General features: G+C 65.1%; 15 protein-coding genes and 1 pseudogene. 7 read left to right on the forward strand and 9 right to left on the reverse strand.

All coding sequences use genetic code 11. From position 1 onward, the window contains the following. Positions 1 to 45 precede the first annotated feature (45 nt). Entirely contained in the window at positions 46 to 1,281 is a 1,236-nt protein-coding gene (locus SMA01S_RS19395; protein ID WP_066826413.1) for an MFS transporter, read from the reverse strand. A gap of 227 nt (positions 1,282 to 1,508) precedes the next feature. Here SMA01S_RS19395 and SMA01S_RS19400 point away from each other — a divergent pair, with 227 nt between their 5' ends. Next, positions 1,509 to 3,197 carry a GMC family oxidoreductase gene (locus SMA01S_RS19400; RefSeq protein WP_066826416.1) on the forward strand — a complete coding sequence of 563 codons (1,689 nt, stop codon included), beginning with the start codon at positions 1,509 to 1,511 and terminating at the stop codon, positions 3,195 to 3,197. 53 nt (positions 3,198 to 3,250) lie between these two features. Here the strand turns inward: SMA01S_RS19400 and SMA01S_RS19405 are convergent, their stop codons facing one another. Both SMA01S_RS19405 and SMA01S_RS19410 read right to left on the reverse strand, forming a co-directional pair. After that, a complete protein-coding gene (locus SMA01S_RS19405) occupies positions 3,251 to 4,780 on the reverse strand; it encodes an acetyl-CoA acetyltransferase (RefSeq protein WP_066826420.1) in 1,530 nt (509 codons plus the stop codon). A 30-nt stretch (positions 4,781 to 4,810) separates the two neighbouring features. Next, on the reverse strand, positions 4,811 to 5,614 hold the full coding sequence (locus SMA01S_RS19410) for a crotonase/enoyl-CoA hydratase family protein (RefSeq protein ID WP_066826422.1): 804 nt from the start codon (positions 5,612 to 5,614) through the stop codon (positions 4,811 to 4,813). Between the two features lie 424 nt (positions 5,615 to 6,038). Between SMA01S_RS19410 and SMA01S_RS19415 the strand changes: the two genes are divergently transcribed. Continuing rightward, positions 6,039 to 6,977: a LysR family transcriptional regulator gene (locus tag SMA01S_RS19415; RefSeq protein WP_066826424.1), complete on the forward strand. Its 939-nt coding sequence runs from the start codon at positions 6,039 to 6,041 to the stop codon at positions 6,975 to 6,977. A 107-nt stretch (positions 6,978 to 7,084) separates the two neighbouring features. Continuing rightward, entirely contained in the window at positions 7,085 to 8,278 is a 1,194-nt protein-coding gene (locus tag SMA01S_RS19420; RefSeq protein WP_066826426.1) for an epoxide hydrolase family protein, read from the forward strand. Positions 8,279 to 8,311: 33 nt separating this feature from the next. On the opposite strand, the gene SMA01S_RS19425 is transcribed toward SMA01S_RS19420, so the two are convergent. From SMA01S_RS19425 to SMA01S_RS19440, 4 genes are all read right to left on the reverse strand, one after another. Further along, positions 8,312 to 9,166, reverse strand: coding sequence for a LysR family transcriptional regulator (locus tag SMA01S_RS19425; protein WP_066826428.1), 855 nt, complete (start codon positions 9,164 to 9,166; stop codon positions 8,312 to 8,314). Positions 9,167 to 9,225: 59 nt separating this feature from the next. Next, positions 9,226 to 10,803, reverse strand: a complete 1,578-nt coding sequence (locus tag SMA01S_RS19430; RefSeq protein WP_169804280.1) for a class I adenylate-forming enzyme family protein — start codon at positions 10,801 to 10,803, stop codon at positions 9,226 to 9,228. A gap of 59 nt (positions 10,804 to 10,862) precedes the next feature. Further along, positions 10,863 to 13,076, reverse strand: a complete 2,214-nt coding sequence (locus SMA01S_RS19435; RefSeq protein WP_084250456.1) for a TonB-dependent receptor — start codon at positions 13,074 to 13,076, stop codon at positions 10,863 to 10,865. Positions 13,077 to 13,263: 187 nt separating this feature from the next. Beyond that, positions 13,264 to 15,684 (reverse strand): CaiB/BaiF CoA-transferase family protein, encoded by a 2,421-nt coding sequence (locus SMA01S_RS19440; RefSeq protein ID WP_218016933.1) that lies wholly within the window; start codon positions 15,682 to 15,684, stop codon positions 13,264 to 13,266. Positions 15,685 to 16,056: 372 nt separating this feature from the next. On the opposite strand from SMA01S_RS19440, the gene SMA01S_RS19445 reads away from it, so the two are divergent. From SMA01S_RS19445 to SMA01S_RS19455, 3 genes are all read left to right on the forward strand, one after another. Continuing rightward, positions 16,057 to 18,399: a thiamine pyrophosphate-binding protein gene (locus SMA01S_RS19445; RefSeq protein WP_066826435.1), complete on the forward strand. Its 2,343-nt coding sequence runs from the start codon at positions 16,057 to 16,059 to the stop codon at positions 18,397 to 18,399. A gap of 1 nt (position 18,400) precedes the next feature. Further along, the gene (locus SMA01S_RS19450) at positions 18,401 to 19,705 is read left to right on the forward strand and encodes a pyruvate dehydrogenase complex dihydrolipoamide acetyltransferase (RefSeq protein WP_066826437.1); all 1,305 of its coding nucleotides are present in this window, start codon (positions 18,401 to 18,403) and stop codon (positions 19,703 to 19,705) included. 115 nt (positions 19,706 to 19,820) lie between these two features. Next, positions 19,821 to 21,017 carry an epoxide hydrolase family protein gene (locus SMA01S_RS19455; protein WP_066826439.1) on the forward strand — a complete coding sequence of 399 codons (1,197 nt, stop codon included), beginning with the start codon at positions 19,821 to 19,823 and terminating at the stop codon, positions 21,015 to 21,017. Between the two features lie 347 nt (positions 21,018 to 21,364). Here SMA01S_RS19455 and SMA01S_RS24690 read toward each other — a convergent pair. Beyond that, positions 21,365 to 21,457, reverse strand: a pseudogene (locus SMA01S_RS24690) (AsnC family transcriptional regulator); the annotation flags it as partial. 148 nt (positions 21,458 to 21,605) lie between these two features. Here SMA01S_RS24690 and pip point away from each other — a divergent pair. Continuing rightward, positions 21,606 to 22,697 carry a prolyl aminopeptidase gene (pip, locus tag SMA01S_RS19460; RefSeq protein ID WP_066826445.1) on the forward strand — a complete coding sequence of 364 codons (1,092 nt, stop codon included), beginning with the start codon at positions 21,606 to 21,608 and terminating at the stop codon, positions 22,695 to 22,697. Here pip and SMA01S_RS25450 read toward each other — a convergent pair. Further along, positions 22,694 to 23,124, reverse strand: a 431-nt coding sequence (locus tag SMA01S_RS25450; RefSeq protein WP_439654317.1) for a hypothetical protein, incomplete at its 5' end; no start/stop codon positions are given. The two genes, pip and SMA01S_RS25450, sit on opposite strands and share 4 nt — an antisense overlap.

Here is a 23,124-nt window from a genome sequence, read left to right on the forward strand (position 1 = left end):
TATCAGCGCCCGGTCAGCGGCTGGCATCATGATTCTGGTGACCGGTCATGCTGGCTGCTGATGCCGCAAGCTCTGGTTGAAGGCCGGCAGCAGCAGGAACAGGAGAGCGGAGCAGGCGATCCCGGCGGTGGCCGCCGCCTGGATCGTCCCATAGCCGCCGGTCAGGTCGACCGAGAGCCCGTAGAGCGAGGTCGATGAGATCGTGCCGCCGACCATGATCATCCAGAGCAGGCCATAGGCGCGACCGAACAAGGCGGGCGGGAAATAGCGCGACACGAGATAGGCGGCGAGGTCGAACTCGGCACCGATCACCAGGCCGACCGCCACTGCGCCGACGATCGCCGACCAGGACGCGCCGACCGCAAGAGTGCCGATGCCGAGGGCGGCGACCAGGCTCACCACGGTCGCGACGCGCGGGGCGAACAGGCGGTCGATCACGAAACCGATGCTCAGGCGCGCAACGATCATGACCGCCCCGATCAGCCCGGCCGCGAGCGTCGCCTCGGAGCGTGGCACGCCCTGGTCGAGCAGCATCGGAATGAAATGGAACAGATTGCCCGTCGCCGATATCTGGATGAGGAAGAAGGCGAGCCCCAATTTCCAGAACACGCTCGACCGCAGCACCTCGCCGAGGCCGCCCTGCTCGACCTGCCGCCGGGCACCGTCGGCGCTCGCCCGGCAGCTCGGATGGCGGGCGACAGGGATGGCGATGAGGGGAATGCACAGGGCCACCAGCCCGGCGAGCGCGAGATAGGCGACCCGCCAGCCTTCGGCATCGATCAGATTGCCGAGCAGCCGAGGGGCCAGCATGCTGGTGATGCCCACACCCAGCAGGCCGAGGCCGAGCGCCGCGCCGCGGGCGGCATCGAAGGCGCCGGTCAGGATCCGCGACATGACGAGCGAGGACGCCCCCGCCCCGAGCAGGCCGAGCACCGCGAAAATCGCGAGAAAGGCCGGATAGCTGTTCGGGAGAGCGGCAAAGGCGACGAACGCCGCCACCGTCGCCACGAGCGACAAGGGCACCATCACGGCCACCCCGTGGCGGTCGGCGAGGCTTCCCACGGCGGGCGCCGTCAACGCCATCATCAGGCCATAGATGGTGAAGCCGAACGAGAGCGCGCCGCGGCTCCAGCCAAACTCGTGCTGGAGCGCGGGAATGAAGATGCCGGCGGTATAGGGGATGAGGACTGTGGGGCCGGCCGCGCTGCCGATCATCACGGCAACGATGAGCGGCCAATGCTGCCTCAACTCGGCATATCCCTGCCCGTGCTGATCGCTCAATCCCGCTCTCCTCGATCCCGGATCGACGTCCGGCGGCAAGACCGTAGCATTCGGACGCCGGCACGCTCCATGATGAAACCAGTTGCGCCTTATGGGTTCTTTTGATGAGCGATTTGCGGGCCGCCGCTCTAGCACTGGCCGAAACCTGTCAGATCACAAGGGGGGCGGAGGCATGCACGGCGTGCGAGGCGAGGCGATATCCGGTTCCAGCCGATCGGACGGCGCCGATGGCCGCTGACGCAGGCGTCACCGCCAGGCCCTACGACTTCATCGTCATCGGTGCCGGGACCGCGGGCTGCGTGCTCGCGAGCCGGCTGAGCGACGATCCCCGCAACACCGTCCTGCTGATCGAAGCCGGGCCCGACCACCCGCCCGGCGCCGAACCCGCCAGCGTGCGCGACGCATTTCCCGCCTCGATCGGCGAGCCCGCCTTTTACTGGCCCAAACTCTCGGCGGCGAATTACGAGACCAGCCGGCCGCGCCCATTCCGTCAGGCAAGGATGGTCGGTGGAGGCTCGAGCATCATGGGGATGCTGGCGCTGCGCGGGCTCCCCGCCGATTTCGACGGCTGGCGGGACGCGGGTGCCGAGGGCTGGAGCTGGGAGGATGTCCTGCCCAGCTTCAGGCGGATCGAGCGCGATCTCGATTTCAGCGGACCGATGCATGGCGATTCGGGGCCGATGCCGGTGCGGCGGCACCCCCGCACGCGCTGGCCGGGATTCAGCCGTGCGGTGGCACGCGTGAACCGCGCCCAGGGCTTTGCCGTCGTCGACGACGTCAATGGCGATTTTCGCGACGGCATCTTCCCCATGCCGATGACCAATCTCCCCGAAGGGCGGATTTCGGCCGCCATGGCATGGCTGACCGCCGAGGTGCGGCAGCGCCCCAATCTCACGATCATGGCCGACACCCGGGCCGACCAGCTGCTCATCGATGGGCGGACGGTGACGGGCGTGCGGATCGAAAGCGGTGGCCGGTTCGACGAGGTCCATGCCCGAGAGACGATCGTCTCCGGCGGCGGCATCCACTCCCCGCTCCTGCTGTTGCGATCCGGAATAGGACCGGCCGGCCATTTGAGGGACCAGGGCGTCACCATCGTCGCCGATCTGCCGGGAGTCGGCCGCAACCTGATCAATCATGCCGGATTCAACGTCGCGGTCCATCTCAAGCGTTCCGCGCGCCAGGACCCGGCGCAACGCTCCTGGAGTCAGAACGGCCTGCGCTTCTCATCCGGCGTCGACGGGTGCCCGCCAACCGACATGATCATGGCCGCCTTCAACCGGACAAGCTGGCATGGGCTCGGGCGCCAGATCGGATCGATCTTCGTCTCCGTGTACAAGCCCTTTTCCCGCGGCACGGTGGAACTGCGCGGCCCCGATGCCGCGACCGCGCCCGACATCCGCTTCAACCTTCTGTCGGACGAGCGCGACCGCATCCGGCATCACGAGGGGATCGCCTTCGCGCTCGGTATCCTCGACGAGGCCGAGGTCCGCGCGCAGATCAACAACGTCTTCATCGCGAAAGGCTATCTGGCGCAGAAGCTGACCGAACCGGGCTGGGCCAGCCGTGCCGCCGCGGAGGGCATCGCGCGGTTGCTCGACGGTCCCGCGATGCTGCGCGATCGCCTGCTCGCATCCGACCTGATCGATCCAGCCGCCCTGCTCCACGACCGCGCGGGGCTCGAGAAGCTGGCGCGGCACTTCACCTATCCGATGGGCCATGTCGCGGGCACCTGCCGGATCGGGCGGACCGACGATCCGATGGCGGTGGTCGACAGCCGGTGCCGGGTGCGTGAGCTGGCGGGACTGCGCGTCGTCGATGCGTCGATCATGCCGGACCTGGTGACCGCCAACACCCACCTGCCGACGCTAATGCTCGGCGAGCATGGCGCGAACCTGATCCTCGCCGACCGCTAGCCGCCAGGGCGCGTGCACCGCCGGCCCCCACGGCACCGGCGGCACGAACGGCACTAGGCGCTGACCACGCGATCCTGCTCGACTGCCGCGAGTTCTCGCCAGATCTGCCCGCCATCGGCATGACGCTCGATCGTGCCTGCATGACCGATAACTTCGGGCGCGCCGCTGAGCAGCAGGTCGAGCACCGCCCTGTCCCCTGCATGAACGCCCGCCAACGTCCGGTAGCCGCCAGGCGTCCGCGCGACGATCACACCCCCAGAAGGCTCGCCGTCGCGTGCGTGAAAGACCGTATAGGTCTCGATTGTGGCCGGCCCGGTATAATCCTCGTCGACCGCCGGCACCGGATCGCGCAGCGCCTCGGCTTCGGCCTGATAGTTGAAATCCTGCGGAAATGTCGCCGCCGTGATCGCGCGACTCGACAACACGATGCTGTGATTATGGGTGGCGAAGCCGCCATTGGCGAACAGCAGGCCGTACCGTCCCTCGTGGCGCAGACGCTCGACCATGCTGACCACGGCATGGCTCATATAGTTGCCGATCGGCCCACCGCCGAAGGTGAGACCGCCGAACACCGTCGCCGGTCGCGCAACGGGCCAACCGAGCACCCGTCGCGCCATCTTAGGCACGCAGGGAAAACAACTGTACAGTTCGACCATATCGATGTCGCGAGCCGCCAGCCCGTTGAGAGAAAGGGCGCGGACGAGCGACACGTACATGCTTACGCTACGATCGAACCGGTCCCGGCGGATCGGTTGGTCGTCCTCGCGCGCCGCGGCACCGAGTCCGACAAAGACAAGCCGTTCCTCGGGGATACCGCGGGCCCGTGCCTCGGCCAGGCTCGTCACGATGAACGCAGCTCCCTGGTTGACCGAACTGTTGGCCACCATCAGCTTGGTATAGGGAAAGGCGAGCGGGCGGTTGTCCGCGGTCGGCGTGACGATCTCCTCGGCCGACCGGTTCCGCCGGATCCACGCCCCCTCGTTCGCTGCCGCGACCTCCGAGAAGCGCGCCCAAATCTCGCCCGTTTCTTCCTGGCCCGCCGCGAGGTCCTGACCGTAACGCGATCGCGCGGCATTCTCGTAGAGCGGATAGACATCGATCGGCGCCACCAGACCATAGCGCTGTGCGTACCCAGGCTTGTTCGCTTCCAGCCGGGTTCGCACCACATTGTGCGAAGCGGTCCCTGCCGCAGCCGCGGCGCGGCGCGCGGCCGTCCGGAGCGCCTCACCGCCGCAGATCGCGGCCGAACGGATCTCTCCGGCACCGATGCGGTTGGCGGCGATATTGAGCAGCTCGATCGGACTCGTGCCACTTGGCAGGGCGGTCTGTTCGGCGAAACGCGGCGAGGCGCCGATCCGTTCGGCGAGCGGCCCGGTCAGATTGCCCAGCGCCTTGAACGAGATCTGATCGACGATCCCGATCGAATCGAGCCCCGAGAGCCACGAGCCGCCGCCCGCGTCCCGCTCGGCCACCCGTAGCGCCTCCTCCATCAGCCCCAGCGAATCCCTGCCCTCTGCCGGGTCCTCCGGGCGATCGTTGAACTGGCCGACGCCGACGATGACGGGAATATGCTCTGGCTTCATGATCGTGCCTTCATGTTGCGGATAACGGGGTCAGCGGGCCTGCCAGACCGGCGCGCGCTTTTCGGCAAAGGCACGCGGACCTTCCTTGGCGTCCTCGGACTGGAACAGGGCGGCACCTTCCGCGCGGGAGATCTCCCACGCCGGTTGCTCCGCGGCGATGGTGCCATTGGCGATGCCCATGGCGATCCGCTTGCTGGCCTGGACCGAGAGGGGCGCGTTGCCGGCGATCTGTTCGGCGATCGCGAGCGCCGTGGGCAGCAGTTCGGCGGCAGGGACGACGCGATTGACCAGCCCGAGCGCCAGCGCCCGATCGGCGGAAAAGGGTTCGCCCGTGAGCAGATATTCCATCGCGATCTTGGGCGGCAACTGTCGAGCAAGGCGGATCGCGCCGCCGGCACCGGCATAGATACCGCGCTTCACCTCAGGCAGGCCGAAATTCACCGCATCGGCGGCGATCACGATGTCCGACGCGAGCGCGATCTCGGTCCCCCCGCCGAGTGCGAAGCCGTTGACCGCCGCGATGATCGGCTTGCCGATCGGATGCTCGACGAAGCCGGCAAAGCCCCACGCGCGGCGGACGGGATCGGCCGGCCGCAAATCCTCGCCGCGCGCCAGCGCCTTCAGATCCGCGCCTGCGCAGAAGGCCTGATCGCCCGCCCCGGTGACGATCACCGCCCGGATCGCGGGGTCATGCTCTGCGGCCTCGAGCGCTTCGCCCATCCCGATATGCACCGCCTGGTTGACCGCATTGCGCGCCTCGGGCCGATTGATCGTGATGATCATAATCGCGCCGCGACGCTCTACCAGCACTGCGCTCTCGGCGATTTCCGTCATGAATGCCCACCTTCCATTTGATTGAGATGCACCGTTCCAGGGATTGGCGGCGGCCCGAGACCGGACAAGCCGCCGCGGAAAGAGGCGAGCCGCGATACCGCCTGCCCCGTCCGCTCCTTGTTCATGCAGTCACCCCGCAACCCCTAGCCGACGACAGTCCTCGCCTGTCGCTTCGGCGGCGATGCTAACGCCCCGCACGCGGCACGCTTCATGATCCCTTTGGGCATTCGGCATCGGCAAAAATGATGGAAGCAACCGCCGCGAATGCGGCAGGTATGGCCTGGATCGGGAAGATCATGCCGCGATGCCGCCTTGCGCGGACTGTATCGCGGCATAGACTTGAAGGGCGGCGCCCGCGTTGGAATCGACCTCGCGAGACGGGTCGACAATGGTCGCCGCGACACTGGGGAGAGGTAAAGACTCGATGGCATTCAGGGGTTCGCTTCAGGACATTCGCCTGTTCATCGCGGCATATGAGGAGGGTTCGTTCACCGCGGCGGCGACGCGCGAGAACAGCACCCAGTCGGGCGTCTCGCACCACATTTCGCAACTCGAAGCGCTGCTCAAGGTGAAGCTCTTCGATCGCGCCCGTGTCGGTGTGACGGCCACGCCGGCAGCCGACATCTTCTACCAGCGCTGTGCCGAGATGCTGCGGTCGATCGACCAGGCGTCGAACGACATGTCGCAATATTCGCGTGGCCATCAGGGCAATATCACGATCGCAGCGGTGCCGGCGCTGACCAACCGCTTGATCGCCCCCGCCCTCCTCCAGCTTAGCCAGAGCCACCCGAACGTGAAGGTCCGGGTCATCGAGAGTTCCGGCTCGATCATGGCCGAGATGGTCTCATCGGGCATGGCCGATTTCGCGTTCAGCACGCTTGAAGGGCGCGAGACCGGCATTCAGGCGCGGCCGATGCTGACGACCCCGCAATGCCTCGTCTCGCGAGCGATGCCCGACACACCATCGACCGCCAACGGCATGCCCAACCAGCCGATCAATATGGCCTGGGGCACGGGCATGCGCCTGCGCCGCACGATCATCCGCGCCTGCCTGGAAATGAACCATGTCCGGATCAATTCGTCGCTCGAGCTGGGGTCGTCGCTCGCGATGCTCGATCTGGTCAGCCGCAGCGACTGGCACATGGTCGCACCGTGCGTGATGTTCGATCCGGTCGGGGATGCCGATCGCTTCTTCGTGCGTCCGCTGCGCCGGCCCGACGTGAACTATGAGATCATGCTGCTCCAGCGCAGCACGGCCGCGTTGACCCAGGAGGCCGAGGCGTTCGCCGAGATCATCGCGGACGGATGCCGCAAGGCGACCGATGCCTGGGTCGAGCGGTTCGAGGCCGAAGGATGGATGTGACCGGCCATAACTGAAACGACATGACTGCCGGGCGCCGAAAGCCAATTGGCGCACCTCGTCGTACCGCTAGCCTCGCCTGACCATATCCCAAGCGAGGATCTCCGACGATGGCAACCAAGGTCGAACCGTTCCGGGTGGCGATAAGCGAGGATGCGCTGGCCGACCTCAAGATCCGGCTCGACAATACCATCTGGCCGGATGATCCGGGCAACGAGGATTGGAGCTACGGCGTCAACGCCGACTATCTGCGGGGGCTCGTCGATTATTGGCGCAACGACTATGACTGGCGGGCCGCCGAGGCACGGATCAACGCCTTTCCCAATTACATGGCGGTAGTCGACGACGTCCCGATCCATTTCATCCACCGCAAGGGCAACGGTCCCAATCCCATCCCGCTCATCGTCACCCACGGCTGGCCTTGGACCTTCTGGGACATGCACAAGGTGATCGAGCCGCTCGCCGATCCCGCGGCGCATGGCGGGGATCCGGCGGACGCCTTCGATGTGATCGTCCCGTCGCTGCCCGGCTATGGATTTTCGGGGCCGCCGCGCCAGGCCGGGCTGGCCTATTGGAAATGGGCCGACCTCTGGCACACGCTGATGACCGAAGGCCTTGGCTATGCCAAATATGCCAGCAGCGGCGGCGACTGGGGCGCGCTCATCTCGTCGCAGCTCGGGCACAAATATGCCGAGAGCCTCTACGGCATCCACATCATGCACCCGATGTTGCTCGATCAGTTCAACACCGAGCGGCCCTGGGATGCGACCTTCCGCGCCTGGGACACTAAGACCCAGCCGCGCGGCGGGCGAACGAAGTTCGTCGCGCATCTGGCGGTGCAGAATCTGGATCCGCAGTCACTTGCCTATGGGATCACCGACTCCCCGGTCGGCATGCTGGCCTGGTTCCTGGAGCGCTGGCGGGCCTGGGGCGATACCGATGGCGACCCCGAAAAAGTCTATTCGCGCGAGCATATGATCACCAGCGCGATGATCTTCTGGCTGTCGCACACCGCCGGCACCTCGATCCGCGCACATGCGGATTCATCCCGCTTCCCCTGGCAGCCGTCGCACGATCGCATGCCGATGATCGAGGCGCCGACCGGCATCACTTTCCTCGGCGGTGAAAATCCGGTCGACGTCGCGACCGACGATCGGGTCAAGGCCTTCGAGCAGGGCCCGCGCGCGCAGTTCTTCAATACGGTCTATCTGCACGCCCATCCGACCGGCGGCCATTTCGGTTATTATGAGAACCCCCAGGCCGTGATCCACGACGTCCGGGCGATGTTCCGCATGCTTCGCTGAACGGAATCCGAGCGCGTGCCGATGGGCACGCGCTCACCCCTGGGCGACGACCGCGGTGGCCTCGGCGGCGAAGGCCCTGATCACCCGGGTCTGCACGGGCGGCGTCAGGATGCCGATCGTGCGCTGCGGCGCCCCGAGGATCGGGACGGCAGCGAGTTGCGGCGGCGCCTGCAGCGCCAGCGAACGCGGCAGGATGGAAACGCCCAGCCCCTCCTCCACCATCGCGTAGATGGTGCTGTAGGAGCGCGACCGATGGGTCACGGCGCAGGCCAGATCATGTTTCTCGAACTCGCGGACGAGCATGCGATCGATCCCGCAGCTCGAGACGATCAGCGGCAGGCCGGCGATGTCGGCGAGCGCGCGTGCGCCCGCCGCCTCGTCCCGGCGGACGAGCAGCATGAAGGGTTCTTCGGCAAGCGCCGTCCAGTCCCAACCTTCGACGGGGGCGGTCGCCAGCGCGACATGGACGATATGCTCGCCCAGCCAGGAGGTCAGTTCGCCCGATTCTCCCTCGAAAAGGCGGACATGGACTTCGGGATGCCGCTTGCGCAGCGCGCCCAGGATTCGCGGCAACGGCCAATTGACCAGGCTGGGCGGTGCCCCGATCTTGATCGCGCCCTTGACGGCGCCGCCGTGGTCGCTGGCCATCTGGCGCAATGCATCGAACTCGCGCAACGCCGACCGGGCATGGCAGAGCACGTCGTCGCCGAGCGCGGTCGCGGTGACCCCGTCGGCGCCGCGCACCAGCAACGGCCCGCCAAAGGCCTGTTCGAGCAAACGAATCGTCTTGCTGACCGCCGGCTGGGTCTGGCGCAACTCGCTTGCCGCGCGCGAGAAGCTACGGTGTTCGGCCACCGCCACCAGGACACGGAACTGGCTCGGGCTCATAACCTCTAGGTTATACCCCTCCCCGCCTATGTATCAACGGCGACATGACGGCGTCCCGTTCACGCAGCGGCGGCCTCGGTCGCCATCTCGCGCAGCACATTCTTCAGGACCTTGCCCATCGGGCCGCGGGGCAGCGCCGTCACGAAGCTGATCCGGCGTGGAATCTTGTAGTCGGCGAGCTTGTCGGCACAATAGGCACGCAGCGCATCGACCGAGAGCACCTGGTCCGTATGAAGCACCACGAACGCGAAGATGTCCTCGCCGAGCTTGGGGTGAGGTACACCGACCACGGCCGCATCCTGGATGGCCGGATGGCCGTAAAATATCTCTTCGACCTCGAGCGAGCCGATATTGTGTCCGCCGCGGATGATCATGTCCTTCTTGCGATCGACATGGAAGAGATATCCGTCCCCATCGAGATAGCCGACGTCACCCGTCAGCAACCAGCCGTCGCGAATGGCCCGTTCGGTCAGCGCCGGCTCCTCGAAATATTCGCGCATGATGCTGGGCCCCCGCAGCGCGATCTCGCCGACCTCGCCCGCCGGCAGCGGCTTGGCATCCTCGTCGACCACGCGCACCTCGATATGGGGCGCGGGCCGGCCGACCGAACCCAGCTTGGTGAACGTGTCTGCTCCGGACAGGAAGGTCCCCGGGCCGCCACTCTCGGTCATCCCATAGGTCTGGCGCAGTTCGACCTGGGGGAAGGCAGCCGCCAATTCGCGGATCACCTCGACCGACATCGAGGCGCCGCCGTAATCGAAGATGCGGATCGCGGAGAGATCGTGCTCGTCGGGACGATAGGCCTCGAGCAGCAGGATGTAGAAGGTCGGGGCACCGATATATTTGGTGGTCCCTTCCCGCTGCATGCGGGCAATGACCTCGGGCACGTCGAGCACGCGATCGAGCACCGCCGCACCGCCCGCCCACCAGGCCGGGAACAGCACGCAATGGATGCAGGCCGTGGTGAAGAAAGGAAAGAAGCTCTGATAGACGTCGTCAGCGCCGAGCGCGAGTTCGTGCGCGAAATCGTGCCCGGACGCAAGGCAACGCGCCTGCGTCATCACCGCGCCCTTGGGATGCGCGGTCGTGCCGGAGGTGAAGATGATCTCGACCATGCGATCCGGGTCGATATCGGGCCATCCGCCGGCGAGCGGATTGCCCGCCGCGAGCACCTCGTCCCAGTCGAGCGTCCAGCTTTTGACCCCGCCGACCGAGATGACCCGATCGACAGCGCAGCCCTTGGCGCGCGCGGCGGCGACGACCGGCAGCAGGTCGGCCAACGCAACGAGCGTATGGCAGCGCGCCTTGCCGAGGACGTAGACGAGCTCGTCAACCGCAAAGCGCGCGTTGACCGGCACAACGACGCAGCCGAGCCGATGGAGCGCAAGCATCGAGACACAGGCTTCGTAGCCCGCTTCGTTGTTGAGCATGAGTCCGACATGATCGCCTGGACGAACGCCGGCCGTCCGCAGCCCGTCGGCGAAGCGTAGCGCCTCTTCCCACAGCCCGGCATAGCTGCGCCGCAGGTCGCCCCGGCCGGGGCTGGCCGCGGTCAGCGCAGGGGCATCCGGCGTTTCTCGAACGCGCGTCTCGAACAGCGCGACCAGGCTACTGTCGAACGATTGCCGCGATATCATCTGGGTCGCCTTCATTGGTCGGTCGCCCGGCGCGGCTCGGCCGTGCCGGGCTGGGAGCGCTAGAAGCGGAACTTCACGCCGCCGCCATAGGTGGCGGGGTCGTTGACCACCCCGATCAGGTCCCGGCTTCCCCTGAAGCCGTCGACGATATGCCGATCGCCGGTGATGTTCCGGCCGAATACGTACAGCTCGAGGCCGTTCTTGAAGGCGAGGCCTGCCCGGGCGTCCAGCCGGTGCCACCCTTGCGTATTGAGCAGCGGAGAATTGTCGGCGGTGAAATAGCTCTTCGTCTCGAAGCTGTAATTGCCGCTCAGCTTCAGCGTCGACGACGCCCCAAGCCCGCGCTCGAAGCTGAAGCCGACGCCGCCGCTCCAGCGCGGCGCCAGATTCAGTGCATTGCCGGCGCGGTTGGCGGTCGGCACCGGCGTTCCGGTGCACGGCTGGTCGTCGCCCAGCGGCGTACCGCTCGTGATCCCCTCGCAGAAGCGGGTATAGGTCGCATCCGAATAGGTTGCCTGCGCATTGAGGGTCAGGCCCCGCAGAGGAGTCAGGATCACCTCCGCCTCGGCACCCTTGACGCGCGCCGCGCCGACATTGTCGATCACCGAGATCGAGGGCGAGATCAGCCGGCGCAGCTGAATATCCTTATAGTCATAATAGAAGGCCGCGACGTTGAACGTCAGCAGGCGGTCGAGGAGCTGCGTCTTCGCACCGAGTTCATAGGCCCAGAGCTTTTCCGCCTTGAAGGTGTTCGCCACATTGCCGGCACCGGGCTGATAGGCAAAGCCCGGCGCCTGATAGCCTTCACTCACCTTGGCGTAGAGCAGGACGTTGCGGTCGGGCTTGTAGTTCAGCCCGAAGGCAGGGAGCACGGCGGTATCGGACAGCTGACCAATGGTCGGGCTGAACCCCGCGGTCGAATAGTCGACCACGAAGTCACGCTTCTCGTAATTGAGCCGCACGCCGGCGCTCGCGGTCAGGTTGTGCGTGATATCGTATTCGGTCTGGAGAAAGGCCGCGAGCGTGTTGAGATCGCTCTTCGCGCGGGGGCGAGGATCGGCGATCAGCTGCGTTTTGGTCAGTTGGGTCGGGTTGAGGCGGATACGGACCTCCGCCTTCTCGTTGAAATAATTGGCCCCCAGCGTCACCTTCAGGCCGCCATGGTCGTAGACCGCACGCACCTCCTGATTGAACGTGCTGTTGTCGTTGGTGTCGATGACATGCGCGACATTGAGCGCGGTGCCGTCGATATCGTAGATCACGAAGAAGTTGAACTTCCGGTAGCTCGAGATCGAGGTCAGCTTGACGTTGTCGGCCACGTCCATGTTGAGCGTCAGCGCGAGCCCCTGGGTTTTGACGTGCGTTCCGATCTGGTTGCCGATGTCGGTCGCGATGTAGCGCGTGGCATAGGTGATCTGGCCATTGACCAGGCGGATCGGTGTGAAGATGTCCTGCGAGTATTTCTGGGTATAGTCCGCCGACAACGTCGCATCGAAGCCGCCGTTGCGATAGGCGAGCTTGAGGCGGCCGGTGTAGGAATTGGCGTCGCCGATCCTGCGATTGTTCACCGTGTTGATGAAATAGCCGTCATGGCCGTTGGCCGAGAAGGACGCACTCGCGGCGAAGCCGCCGCCGAGCGGGCCGCTGAGATAGGCCCCCGCCGAATAGGTGTTGTAGTTGCCGTAATTGACGTCGAACTTGCCGTGGAACTGATCGCCAGGCGCTTCAGTGACGATGTTGATCGCACCGGCGGTGGCATTGCGGCCATAGAGCGTACCTTGCGGCCCGCGCAGCACCTCGACCCGCTGGACGTCCTGTAGCCCGAAAAAAGCGGCGTCCGGGCGCGAGAGATAGACGCCATCGAGATAGACCGCGGTCGCCTGGCTGGCGCCGATCGGAACCGGCTGGCCGGCCACGCCGCGCAGCGAAATGAGATTGGTTCCGTTCACCCCCGCGAAGCCGGCGATCGACAGGCCCGGCACGCTTCCCTGCAGGTCGTTGATGGTGACCACGTTGCGTGCGGCGATCTGGTCGCTGGAAACCGCCGTGATCGCGATCGGAACGTCCTGGATCCGCTCGGCGCGGCGCTGCGCGGTGACGATGATATCACCGGGTAGCACGGGCTCCACCGCATCCGCGGCAGGCTGCGTCTGGGGAGCGGTGCCTGCGTCGGATGCGGTGGTCTGCGCCGACGCAACGCCGGGCAGCAGAATTGCCGCTCCCGCCATCAAGCGAGTGAGGTGCCTGGCCAGGACTGAATTACACGCACGCATTAATCGTCTCCCCTCCGGATCTTGTCGCTGCGGACAGTTGCGAATTATTTAGGGGAGGCCCGGCGCGACGCCCTCATGATTAGTTTTGTATCGGTCCATCGTGACTGGATATGTGCCGTACTTCATCGGTCAGGCGACGACAGCACTCAGCCTTCGCCGGCCAGCGTCCGGACAAGCAAAATCGGGATCAGGCCGGCTTGGCCACCACGGGCGCGCGCATGGCCTGGACCGTGCCACGGTCGAGCAATTGCTCGATCGCCGGCCAGTCCAGTCCAAGCCATTCGACGAGGACCTCCGCGGTATGTTCGCCGCTGAGGGGGGCCGGCCGCTGGGGCGGATCGGGCAGTCCGACCGCCCTGACCGGCATGTTCTCGACATGAAAGGGATCGGCGAGTTGCGGCTGCTCGACCAGTCTGAACTGACCTCGCTCGATATAATGTGGATGGTGCGGCAGTTCTGCCACCCGCAGCATGGCCGCCGCCGGAACGCCCACATCCTGCAACAGCGCCATGGCGTCGCGGGGCGCATGATCGGCAAGCCAAGCGGCAACCGCATCGTCAATGCGGGCCCGCGCCTGCCTGCGGCCGGCCGCGGTCGCCAGCGACGCGTCCCGGGCGAGATCGTCGCGGCCGATCACCGCACAGAGACGCTGCCAGTCGCGGTCGTCGCGGACAGTGACCACGCACCATTCATCGTTGCCGGCGCAGGGAAAGACTCCCCAAGGCGCGTCATGATCGTCGGCAATCGGCGCACCATCGGCCTGGCCCAGGGCACGCGCGGCGATCGCGGGTGCCATATGGCTCAGAATTACTTCCGCCTGGCTGACGCTCACCCGTCCGCCGCGATCGGTTCGAAGCCGTCGGATCAACAACGCCAGCACACCGATCGCGCCAATGCGGCCGGCAACATGGTCGGGATAGACGGTGACCGCGTCGGAAAAGCCAGCGGGATCGTCGTCATACCGCCAGAGGCCGGACAGGCCGGTCGAGGCCCGCACGAGGGGACCATAGCCCAGCCGTCGGCTCCAGGGTCCGGTGGCGCCGAAAGCGGAGCTGTCGGACAGTACGAGGCGGGGATTGGTCCGCATGAGCGTCGCCGGATCGAGACCGAGCGATTCAAGGGTGCCCGGCTTGAAGTTGGACAATATGACGTCCGCCTCCCCTGCCAACCGCAGGAACAGGGCCTTGCCTGCCGCATCGCGCAGGTCGATCGCGAGCGCCCGCTGATTGCGGTGCCCTGCGGCGAAAGTGACCGACATGATCGAACCGTCATGAGTCTGGCGGTTACCGTCAGGATAGGCCTGGTTCTCGACCTTGACGACATCAGCACCCTGGTCGGCAAGGACACGCGATTGCTCGGCCCCCACCACGATCACGCCGAGGTTGAGGACCTTCAACCCTTCGAGCGGTCGATCCGCCATCATTATACGTTGGACCGGAAGGCGTGGCCCAAACCAGCTTGCCTGCGTTATCGGGTCAAGTCGCGCCATCCCTCCGGCCGGCCCGGCCCTCGACCCATCGATCTCGAAGACGCCGTTGGGCAGTGGCGCCTTCACGCCAGGCGCTATCTCCACCACGTTGAACGCGGATCGCGCGGCCAGATGGTCGCTTGCCAGAGTCTCGTCGAGATCGAGCAAGGCGGCAACCGGGACGCCAAACCGTTGCCCGTCGCGCTCGATATCCTCCCTCTTCCTGTCGCGGACGAAGGCGGCAATCGCCGGCAACAGGTCAGGCGATGCAAAGCGCTTCTGGATCAAGCGGAAGGCGGGATCAGCGAATGCCGCCGGGCGCCCCATCCATTCGAACAACCCATCCCATTGCCGCGGCGCGAGGATGCACATCCGGACATGGCCGTCGGCGCACGGGAAGATCGGATAGCGATGGCGCACGTCCGGGCGCCCGCGCGGGAACTTGCTCGGCGGAACACCGGCCGTCGCGCTGCCGGCGATGCCATAGCCGGGGTCGAGCGCTAGACCCGCCGCGTCCAGCAGCGACAGATCGAGATGATCGCCGCGTCCGGTGCGCAAGCGATACCAATAGGCGACCAGCGCGAGATAGACGGCATGCGTCACGGCGCATTGGGTCGCCAATTCGCCGGGTGGCAGGAGCGGCGGCCGACCAGGCAGGCCCGATCGGGCGAGTTCGCCCGAAAGGGCATGGAAAACGGGGTCGGTTCCCTGCGCGTGGGCCAGCGGCCCTTCGAGACCGAAATCGCTGATCGACAGCACGACCAGGCCGGGATTGGCGGCGACGATCGCCGGGATATCGATCGGGAAAGCGGAGTCCGGCCGGGACCAGCTTGCTTCGATGAGAATATCCGCCTCGGCGATCAGGCGATCGACGGCGTTCCGATCCACTTCGTCGGTGAGATCGGCGGCAAAGGCCCGCTTGCCAAGGTTACGCGCGGCGAAGGACAGGCTGATGCCGTCATGGAGCGGGGTGGACATGCGGTCCGAGAACCCGCGCGGCGGTTCGATCCGTACGACGTCCGCGCCCAGTTCGACGAGCAATTGTCCCGCCAGCGCCGCCGTACCCGGCGCGCAGTCGATCACACGTACTCCGGACAGCGGACGATCGAGCATCGCCTCGTCGACCACCGGCGCCATCATGCCGCCGCTCCATCAAGGGCCTTATGCGCCCTCTTCTCGTTCATCCCCACCTCATGTCCGTATCTTATAGCCTGACGCCAGCCTCATCCTAACCGCCTGGAAACCGGCAGGCTCATGATCCGATTGAAACCGGAGCATACGCAAAATTGATGCGTCAAACCTCCCGTCAGATTGTATCGGCCGGTCATCGGGCGCCATTTCGATACGGTGCTCCAAGGCCATGCCGCCGCATAACGTAACGATGGGGGAAGAATGTCGGAGCATAACAGCCGCAACCCGCTATCCGGCATTCCCTCGCCGTTCCCGGCGCTCCGCGTCCATACGCCTTCCTTCGTCTTAAGCTGATCCAAGCGATCATTGCGCAGGTGAATCATGCTCGACACCCGTTTCCCGACCAAGTCCGACACGATCAGCGCGCTCGAAACGCTCGACACGCGCCTGCGCTGGCTATCGTCCTGGACCATCCACAACGCCAACCATCTCCGCGATAGCCGTGACGGCCTGAAGGTGGGCGGTCATCAGGCGAGCTGCGCCTCGATGACGGCGATTATGGCGGCGCTCTATTTCCACGCGCTCGGCCCCAACGACCGTGTCGCGGTGAAGCCGCACGCCGGCCCGGTGCTTCACGCAATCCACTATCTCCTGGGCAACCAGAGCCTCGACCAGCTGCAGCGTTTTCGTGGCCTTGGCGGTGCTCAGAGCTACCCCAGCCGGACCAAGGACAAGATCCCTGTGGATTTCTCGACCGGGTCGGTCGGTCTGGGCGTCGCGGTCACCGCCTTTGCCAGCCTGGTACAGGATTATCTGCTCGCGCACGGGCAGCTCCAGCAGGACCAGATCGGTCGCATGATCGCGCTGATGGGCGACGCCGAACTCGACGAGGGCAATATCTACGAGGCGCTGATCGAGGCCTATAAGCACGATATCCGCAATTGCTGGTGGATCGTCGATTACAATCGCCAATCGCTCGATGCGACGACCGCGGACCGGATGTTCAACCGGTTCGACGACATCTTCCGGACCTGCGGCTGGCGCGTCGTCACGCTCAAGCACGGCCGACTGCAACGCGAGGCGTTCGCGCGCCCTGGCGGCAAGGCGCTGGCTGCCTGGATCGACAGCTGTCCCAATGCCGATTTCGCCGCCCTCACGTATCAGGGCGGCAGCGCCTGGCGCGAGCGGCTCGTCAAGGATCTGGGAAAGTCGAGTCCGACCGGGAAACTCATCGCCTCGTTCGACGACGAGGCGTTGGCGGCGTTGATGACCAACCTCGGCGGACATTGCATCGAGACGCTGATAGACGCGTTCGCACAAAGCGCCGACGACACGCCGACCATGTTCATCGCCTATACGGTGAAGGGGTTCGGCCTGCCCTTCGCCGGTCACAAGGACAACCATGCAGGGTTGATGAATCCGTCGCAGATCGACGCCCTGCGCCAGAGCCTCGGCATTGCCTCGGGTGAGGAATGGGAGCCGTTCGCCGGCCTGGGCGACAATGCGGCGAAGACGCTCAAGGACTTCATCGACCAGTCGCCGCTCGCCGTTGCACACGCGACCTGCCCGGCCAACGCTGTGCCGGTCCCCGCGACGATCCCAACGCCCGACGGCGCCGAGCAATCCACCCAGGCGGCGTTCGGGCGGATCCTGCTCGATCTTGCGAAGTCTGGTGCGCCGATCGCCGACCGGATCGTCACCACCTCGCCCGACGTTACCGTGTCGACCAACCTCGGCGCGTTCGTGAACCAGCGTGGCCTGTTCCGCCGGCGCGAGTTGCAGGACGTGTTCCAGGCCGCCCGGATCCCTTCCGCCCAGAAATGGATCGGGCATGGTGCCGGCCAGCATATCGAACTCGGCATCGCCGAGCATAACCTCTTCCTGATGCTGACCGCCCTTGGTCTCGCCGCGCCGATCTTTGGAACCCGCTTGCTGCCGATCGGCACGGTCTACGATCCCTTCATCGCGCGCGGCCTCGATGCCCTCAATTACGGCTGCTACCAGGACGCGCGTTTCCTGCTGGTAGCGACACCATCGGGCCTTACGCTTGGGCCGGAAGGCGGCGCGCATCAGTCGATCAACTCGCCGCTAATCGGGATCGGACAACCCGGCTTGACCTATTTCGAACCCGCCTTCGCCGACGAACTCGCGATCATGATGCGCTGGGCCTTCGAGCATCTCCAGGCGCCCGATGGCGGGTCGGTCTACTTGCGGCTCAGCACGCGCACCATCGCCCAGATCGAGCGCGATAACGATCAATGGCAGGCGGATGCGATCGCCGGTGGTTATTGGCTGCGGCATCCTGGGCCCGAAGCGGAGGCCGCGCTCGTCTTCACCGGCGCGATCGCACCGGAGGTGCTGGCCGCCCATGAGGCGCTGAGCGAGGACATTCCTGGCCTCGGCCTCCTCAATGTCACCTCGCCCGATCTGCTCCTGCGCGGGTGGTCGGCGCGGCAAGCCGGTCGATGGTCCGGTCGCGGCAATGCGGCCTCGCACGTCGAGCGCCTGCTCTCCGCCCTTCGCCCGGATGCGGGACTGGTTACGATTATCGACGGCAGTCCCGCCACGCTGTCCTGGCTCGGCTCGGTGCGCGGCATGCGGGTCGCCCCGCTCGGTGTCGACCGGTTCGGTCAGACCGGGGATTTGCCCGATCTCTATCGCACCTACCGCCTCGACGCCGACGCGATCGTGGACGCCGCCGCCGAACTCTTCCTGGGAGTCTGACATGCCTATCGAATTGCGGATGCCGGCGCTTTCTCCAACGATGGAGGAAGGCACTCTCGCCCGCTGGCTGGTGAAGGAAGGCGATGAGGTCGCCGCCGGCGATGTGATCGCCGAGATCGAGACCGACAAGGCGACGATGGAAGTCGAAGCCGAAAGTGGCGGCAGGGTGTTGCGGCTGTTCGTGTCCGAAGGAACCGACGCAGTCCAGGTCGGGACGGTCATCGCCTCGTTCACGGCAGAAATCGGAGCGATGCTCGACGCCTGTGACGAAGAGGCGGAGCGGGACGCCAAAACGCCAGCACCAGCGCCCGAACCGGCACCAGAACCGGAGCCAGAGCCCGTCGAAGCGACGGCGCCTCCTCCGTCGCCGGAGCCGCCCGCCTCGGCACCACCACCATTATCGCACCCTGCCCCGTCTGTTCCGGCTTCGCCACTCAGCCGACGTCTCGCCACGGCGCTTGATATCGATCTGACCAGGATCAGCGGCTCCGGTGCCAACGGTCGCGTGATCGTCGCCGATCTTCCCCTCGAGCGTCGTCCGCCGATGTCTACTAGCCTGCCCCCATCGACCACCCCCGCCGTGCCGGCGATCGCCGCCCCAACGGTCACACTACCGAACGTTCCGCATGACACGGAGCGGCTTTCCAGCATGCGCAAGGTCATCGCCCGCCGGCTGACCGAGGCAAAGCAGTCCATCCCGCATATCTATTTGACGGTGGACATCCGGCTGGACCCGTTAATCGCCCTTAGGGCCGAACTGAACGATGCCCTCATGTCGAAAGGCGAGAAGGTCTCGGTTAACGATATGATGATCCGTGCGCTGGCGCTCGCTTTGCGGGAGGTTCCGAGCTGCAACGTGTCCTATGAGGAAGATCGTCTGTTGCGCTTCGTCCGATCGGACATCGCGGTCGCGGTTTCGGTTCCGGGCGGACTTGTCACGCCGATCGTGGTCGACGCCGCCGCCAAGAGTCTGTCGGCGATCGCACGCGAGATGAAGGGTCTGGCCGACCGTGCTCGCGACGGCCTGCTGCAGCCCCAGGAATATCAGGGCGGCACAGCCTCGCTCAGCAACATGGGGATGTACGGCATCAAGCAGTTCGCATCGATCATCAATCCGCCCCAGGCGATGATCATGGCCATTGGTGCGGCGGAGCGGCGTGTCATCGTAATCGACGACGAGTTGGTCGGTGCGACGATGATGTCCGCGACCGGCAGCTTCGATCACCGTGCGATCGATGGCTCGGACGGCGCGGAGTTGATGCGCGCCTTCAAGAACATCATCGAAACACCACTGTCGATGCTCTGAACCGGATAGGCCGCCCCGGCCATAGCTTCGGGGTTATGGCCACCGAGCCTCTTTTGCCAATGGAGCGACGGCGCCTCGCGACCCATTTTGACGAGGCATCCCGCTGGAGAAGTGCATGACGATCGCGATCGAGCCCTATTCAATCGATGTGTCCAACGAGGCGTTGGCCGACCTCGCGAGCCGCCTGGAGCGCACCGTCTGGCCGGACGATCCCGGCAACGATACATGGCGGTACGGCGTGAACGCGGCTTATCTGCGCGGGCTGGTCGATTATTGGCGTCAGGAATTCGACTGGCGCACTGTGGAAGCGCAGATCAACGCCTTTCCCAATTACCGCGCGGAGATCGACGGAATCCCCGTCCATTTCATCCACCGCAAGGGCGTCGGCCCCAATCCGGTACCGATCATCATCACCCATGGCTGGCCCTGGACCTTCTGGGACATGCACAAGATCATCGAGCCCTTGGCCGATCCGGCATCCCATGGTGGCGATCCGGCCGACGCGTTCGATGTGATCGTGCCCTCCTTGCCGGGCTACGGTTTCTCCGGCCCCGTCCCCGACGCCGGGATGAACTTCTGGAAGACCGCCGACCTCTGGCACAGGCTCATGACGGATGGGCTCGGCTATTCGAGATATGCCAGCAGCGGCGGCGACTGGGGAGCGCTGGTCTCCTCCCAGCTCGGGCACAAATATGCCGATAGTCTCTACGGCATCCACATCATGCACCCGATGCTGCTCGACCAGTTCAACGGCGAACGGCCTTGGGACGTGACGGCACGCAACTGGGACCAGGGCAAACCAGTTCCGGATTCCATCTTGAAGTTCGTCTCGCACTTCGCAGTGCAGGTGCTCGACCCTCAGACCCTTGCGTACGCGCTCGCCGATTCACCTGTCGGCACGCTTGCCTGGCTGCTCGAACGCTGGCGGACATGGGGCGAGAGCCATGGCGATCCGGAGCGGGTCTTCTCGCGTGAGCATATGATCGCCAGCACGATGATCTACTGGCTGACCGGCACCGTAGGCTCGTCGATGCGCGCCTATGCCGACGCCGCTTATTATAACTGGCAACCCTCCCACGACCGGAAACCCGTCGTGGAGGCACCGACCGCGATCACCTTCCTGGGCGGCGAGAATCCGCCCGGCGTGACGACGGAACAGCGCGTCGACCTCTTCCGATCGGGACCGCGGGCCGCGGCGTTCAACGCGGTCTATTTGAACGCCCACGATCACGGCGGACATTTCGGCTATTACGAGAACCCCGAAGCCGTGATCCATGACTTGCGGCATATGTTCCGTGAGCGGCGCGGCTAGGCGTGAAAGCTCGTCTCGACATCTCTCCTTACCCGCCAATTGCTTCCATTCGGTCGGTTGATGGCGCTTCCCGCCCTGCGACAAGTCGCAGGCAAACTACGCGGCTCCATAAGCCTCGGCCGAGACATCGCCCTCGTTGCTGATCGGTTCGAGATTTACGGTTGCTTGTTGTCGAACTCGATTTCCACAAGCCCTGCGCAACGTAGCCCGATCACTAGTATCTTGATTTGTTTATGGTTTTCCTTGAGCGAAGTTCGAAGGATCTGCACAAAGGGGAGCCACCGCCGACTTTTTTGGCATTATTGCCCTTTTTCCGCCTTCAGCGACTTCTTTGCGTGGAAATTTTTTCACAACAATATGAAGAGCGCGGTGTCACTCTTGATCTCGGACAGGGCGACGATCGAATTGATCTCCTGAACACCCGGCAGACGCGACATGCGTCTACCGCCGATAGGTGGTCTACCTTGGCCGTCCCCGGTCCGACAGCTTTCGGCCGGAAACCTGCGGGTGCGGACGATGCCGTGGTCCATCAGCACATTGCTGCGCGCGCGGGATAAATCTAACCGCAACGCAGACGGCGAGGACGACATGACCGATTTTTCCGGGCTCCAGGCCACCAGTGCAATCACGGACGAGTGGAAATATCCCCCCGCCGATCCGAACCGCAGCGGGCTGTTGCAGGTCGACACCGCGCCCGATCACAAGCTCTATTGGGAGGAATATGGCAACCCCATGGGCGAGCCGGTCATGGTCCTGCACGGCGGGCCTGGCGGCGCCTGTGCACCGGTCATGGCGCGTTTCTTCGATCCGGCCCGCTATCGCGTCATCCTGTTCGACCAGCGGGGCTGCGGCAAGAGCGACCCCACCGTTGCCAAGGCGGGGCCGGCCATAGCGCTCATCCGCAACACGACGGACTATCTGGTCGAGGATATCAACGCGCTAAGGTCGGCGCTCGGCATCACCGGCAAGATGCACGTCTTCGGCGGAAGCTGGGGCAGCACGCTCGCGCTCGTCTATGCGATCCGGCATCCGCAGAACGTCGCCTCTCTGATCCTGCGGGGAATCTTCATCGGCGCGCGCGAGGACCTGCGCTACATGTACCAGGGCAATGCCGCGATCTTTGCCGAGACGCCGTTCGCGCTCACCGAGCCCGGTAGCTACATCGCCTATCCCGACGAGTGGAAGGCATTTGTCGAGGTCATCCCCGCCGACCGCCGCGGCGACATGATGAACGCCTACAAGACGATATTCGACATGGTTCCTGCAAGCGACGCTGACCGCGCGCTTCAACTGCGCGCCGCGCTTGCCTGGTCGGTCTGGGAAGGGACGATCTCCAACCTGATCCCCCAGGACGACGATCCGGGCAAGTTCGGCGATGCCGAGTTCGCGTTGTCGTTCGCGCAGATCGAAGCACATTTCTTCGCCAACCAGCTGTTCCTGGAGCCAGATTACATCCTCGGCAATGTCGACCGGATCGCCGACATCCCGACGCATATCGTACACGGCCGCTTTGATCAGGTGTGTCCCCTCACCCAGGCGTCCCGTCTCATAGACGCGTTGGCGGCCGTCGGCGCGGCGCCGGTCAGCTATGTACGAACCAATGCCGGTCATAGTGCGATGGAGCTTCAGACGGCGCTGGCATTGACCGCGATCATGGATGGGCTGGCACCGATCGGCTAGATGGCATAGCGCGGATGCGGTTGAGGGAATAACGCCGCTAGTATGGAACTGTGAACTTCGCTGTCGGCCGGCAATGCTTGGAGGCCCTCGTGGCAAACGATTTTTCTCATGGCACTGTCCACGAAGCAGGTGACGACCTTCAGGCAGCCGTTCGATCGGACCCAAAGATCCACAAGCTCTGGGAAAGCCTGACGCCGCTGGGTCGGAATGAATTCATCTGCTGGGTCGACGACGCGAAACAGCCAGCGACGCGCCAGCGCCGTATTGAGCGGACATGTGAGGAGCTGCTGGAAGGGAAAAAGCGGCCCTGCTGCTGGGTGGGCTGTATTCACCGCACCGACAAGGCGCCAAGCCGATGGCAACAGGCTGTCCTGATCGATCAGAATGGCAAGAACCGTCAATAAACTGCCCGCAAGCGAATGGCATC

Origin of the sequence: Sphingomonas mali NBRC 15500 (assembly GCF_001598415.1) — a bacterium.
Taxonomy (GTDB): Bacteria; Pseudomonadota; Alphaproteobacteria; order Sphingomonadales; family Sphingomonadaceae; genus Sphingomonas; species Sphingomonas mali.

Bases quoted from the DNA above. Each gene is read 5' to 3' on its own strand.
- SMA01S_RS19400 (WP_066826416.1), top strand. From the start codon at position 1,509: ATGGCCGCTGACGCAGGCGTCACCGCCAGGCCCTACGACTTCATCGTC.
- SMA01S_RS19405 (WP_066826420.1), bottom strand. From the start codon at position 4,780: ATGAAGCCAGAGCATATTCCCGTCATCGTCGGCGTCGGCCAGTTCAAC.
- SMA01S_RS19410 (WP_066826422.1), bottom strand. From the start codon at position 5,614: ATGACGGAAATCGCCGAGAGCGCAGTGCTGGTAGAGCGTCGCGGCGCG.
- SMA01S_RS19415 (WP_066826424.1), top strand. From the start codon at position 6,039: ATGGCATTCAGGGGTTCGCTTCAGGACATTCGCCTGTTCATCGCGGCA.
- SMA01S_RS19420 (WP_066826426.1), top strand. From the start codon at position 7,085: ATGGCAACCAAGGTCGAACCGTTCCGGGTGGCGATAAGCGAGGATGCG.
- SMA01S_RS19425 (WP_066826428.1), bottom strand. From the start codon at position 9,166: ATGAGCCCGAGCCAGTTCCGTGTCCTGGTGGCGGTGGCCGAACACCGT.
- SMA01S_RS19430 (WP_169804280.1), bottom strand. From the start codon at position 10,803: ATGATATCGCGGCAATCGTTCGACAGTAGCCTGGTCGCGCTGTTCGAG.
- SMA01S_RS19435 (WP_084250456.1), bottom strand. From the start codon at position 13,076: ATGCGTGCGTGTAATTCAGTCCTGGCCAGGCACCTCACTCGCTTGATG.
- SMA01S_RS19440 (WP_218016933.1), bottom strand. From the start codon at position 15,684: ATGATGGCGCCGGTGGTCGACGAGGCGATGCTCGATCGTCCGCTGTCC.
- SMA01S_RS19445 (WP_066826435.1), top strand. From the start codon at position 16,057: ATGCTCGACACCCGTTTCCCGACCAAGTCCGACACGATCAGCGCGCTC.
- SMA01S_RS19450 (WP_066826437.1), top strand. From the start codon at position 18,401: ATGCCTATCGAATTGCGGATGCCGGCGCTTTCTCCAACGATGGAGGAA.
- SMA01S_RS19455 (WP_066826439.1), top strand. From the start codon at position 19,821: ATGACGATCGCGATCGAGCCCTATTCAATCGATGTGTCCAACGAGGCG.
- pip (WP_066826445.1), top strand. From the start codon at position 21,606: ATGACCGATTTTTCCGGGCTCCAGGCCACCAGTGCAATCACGGACGAG.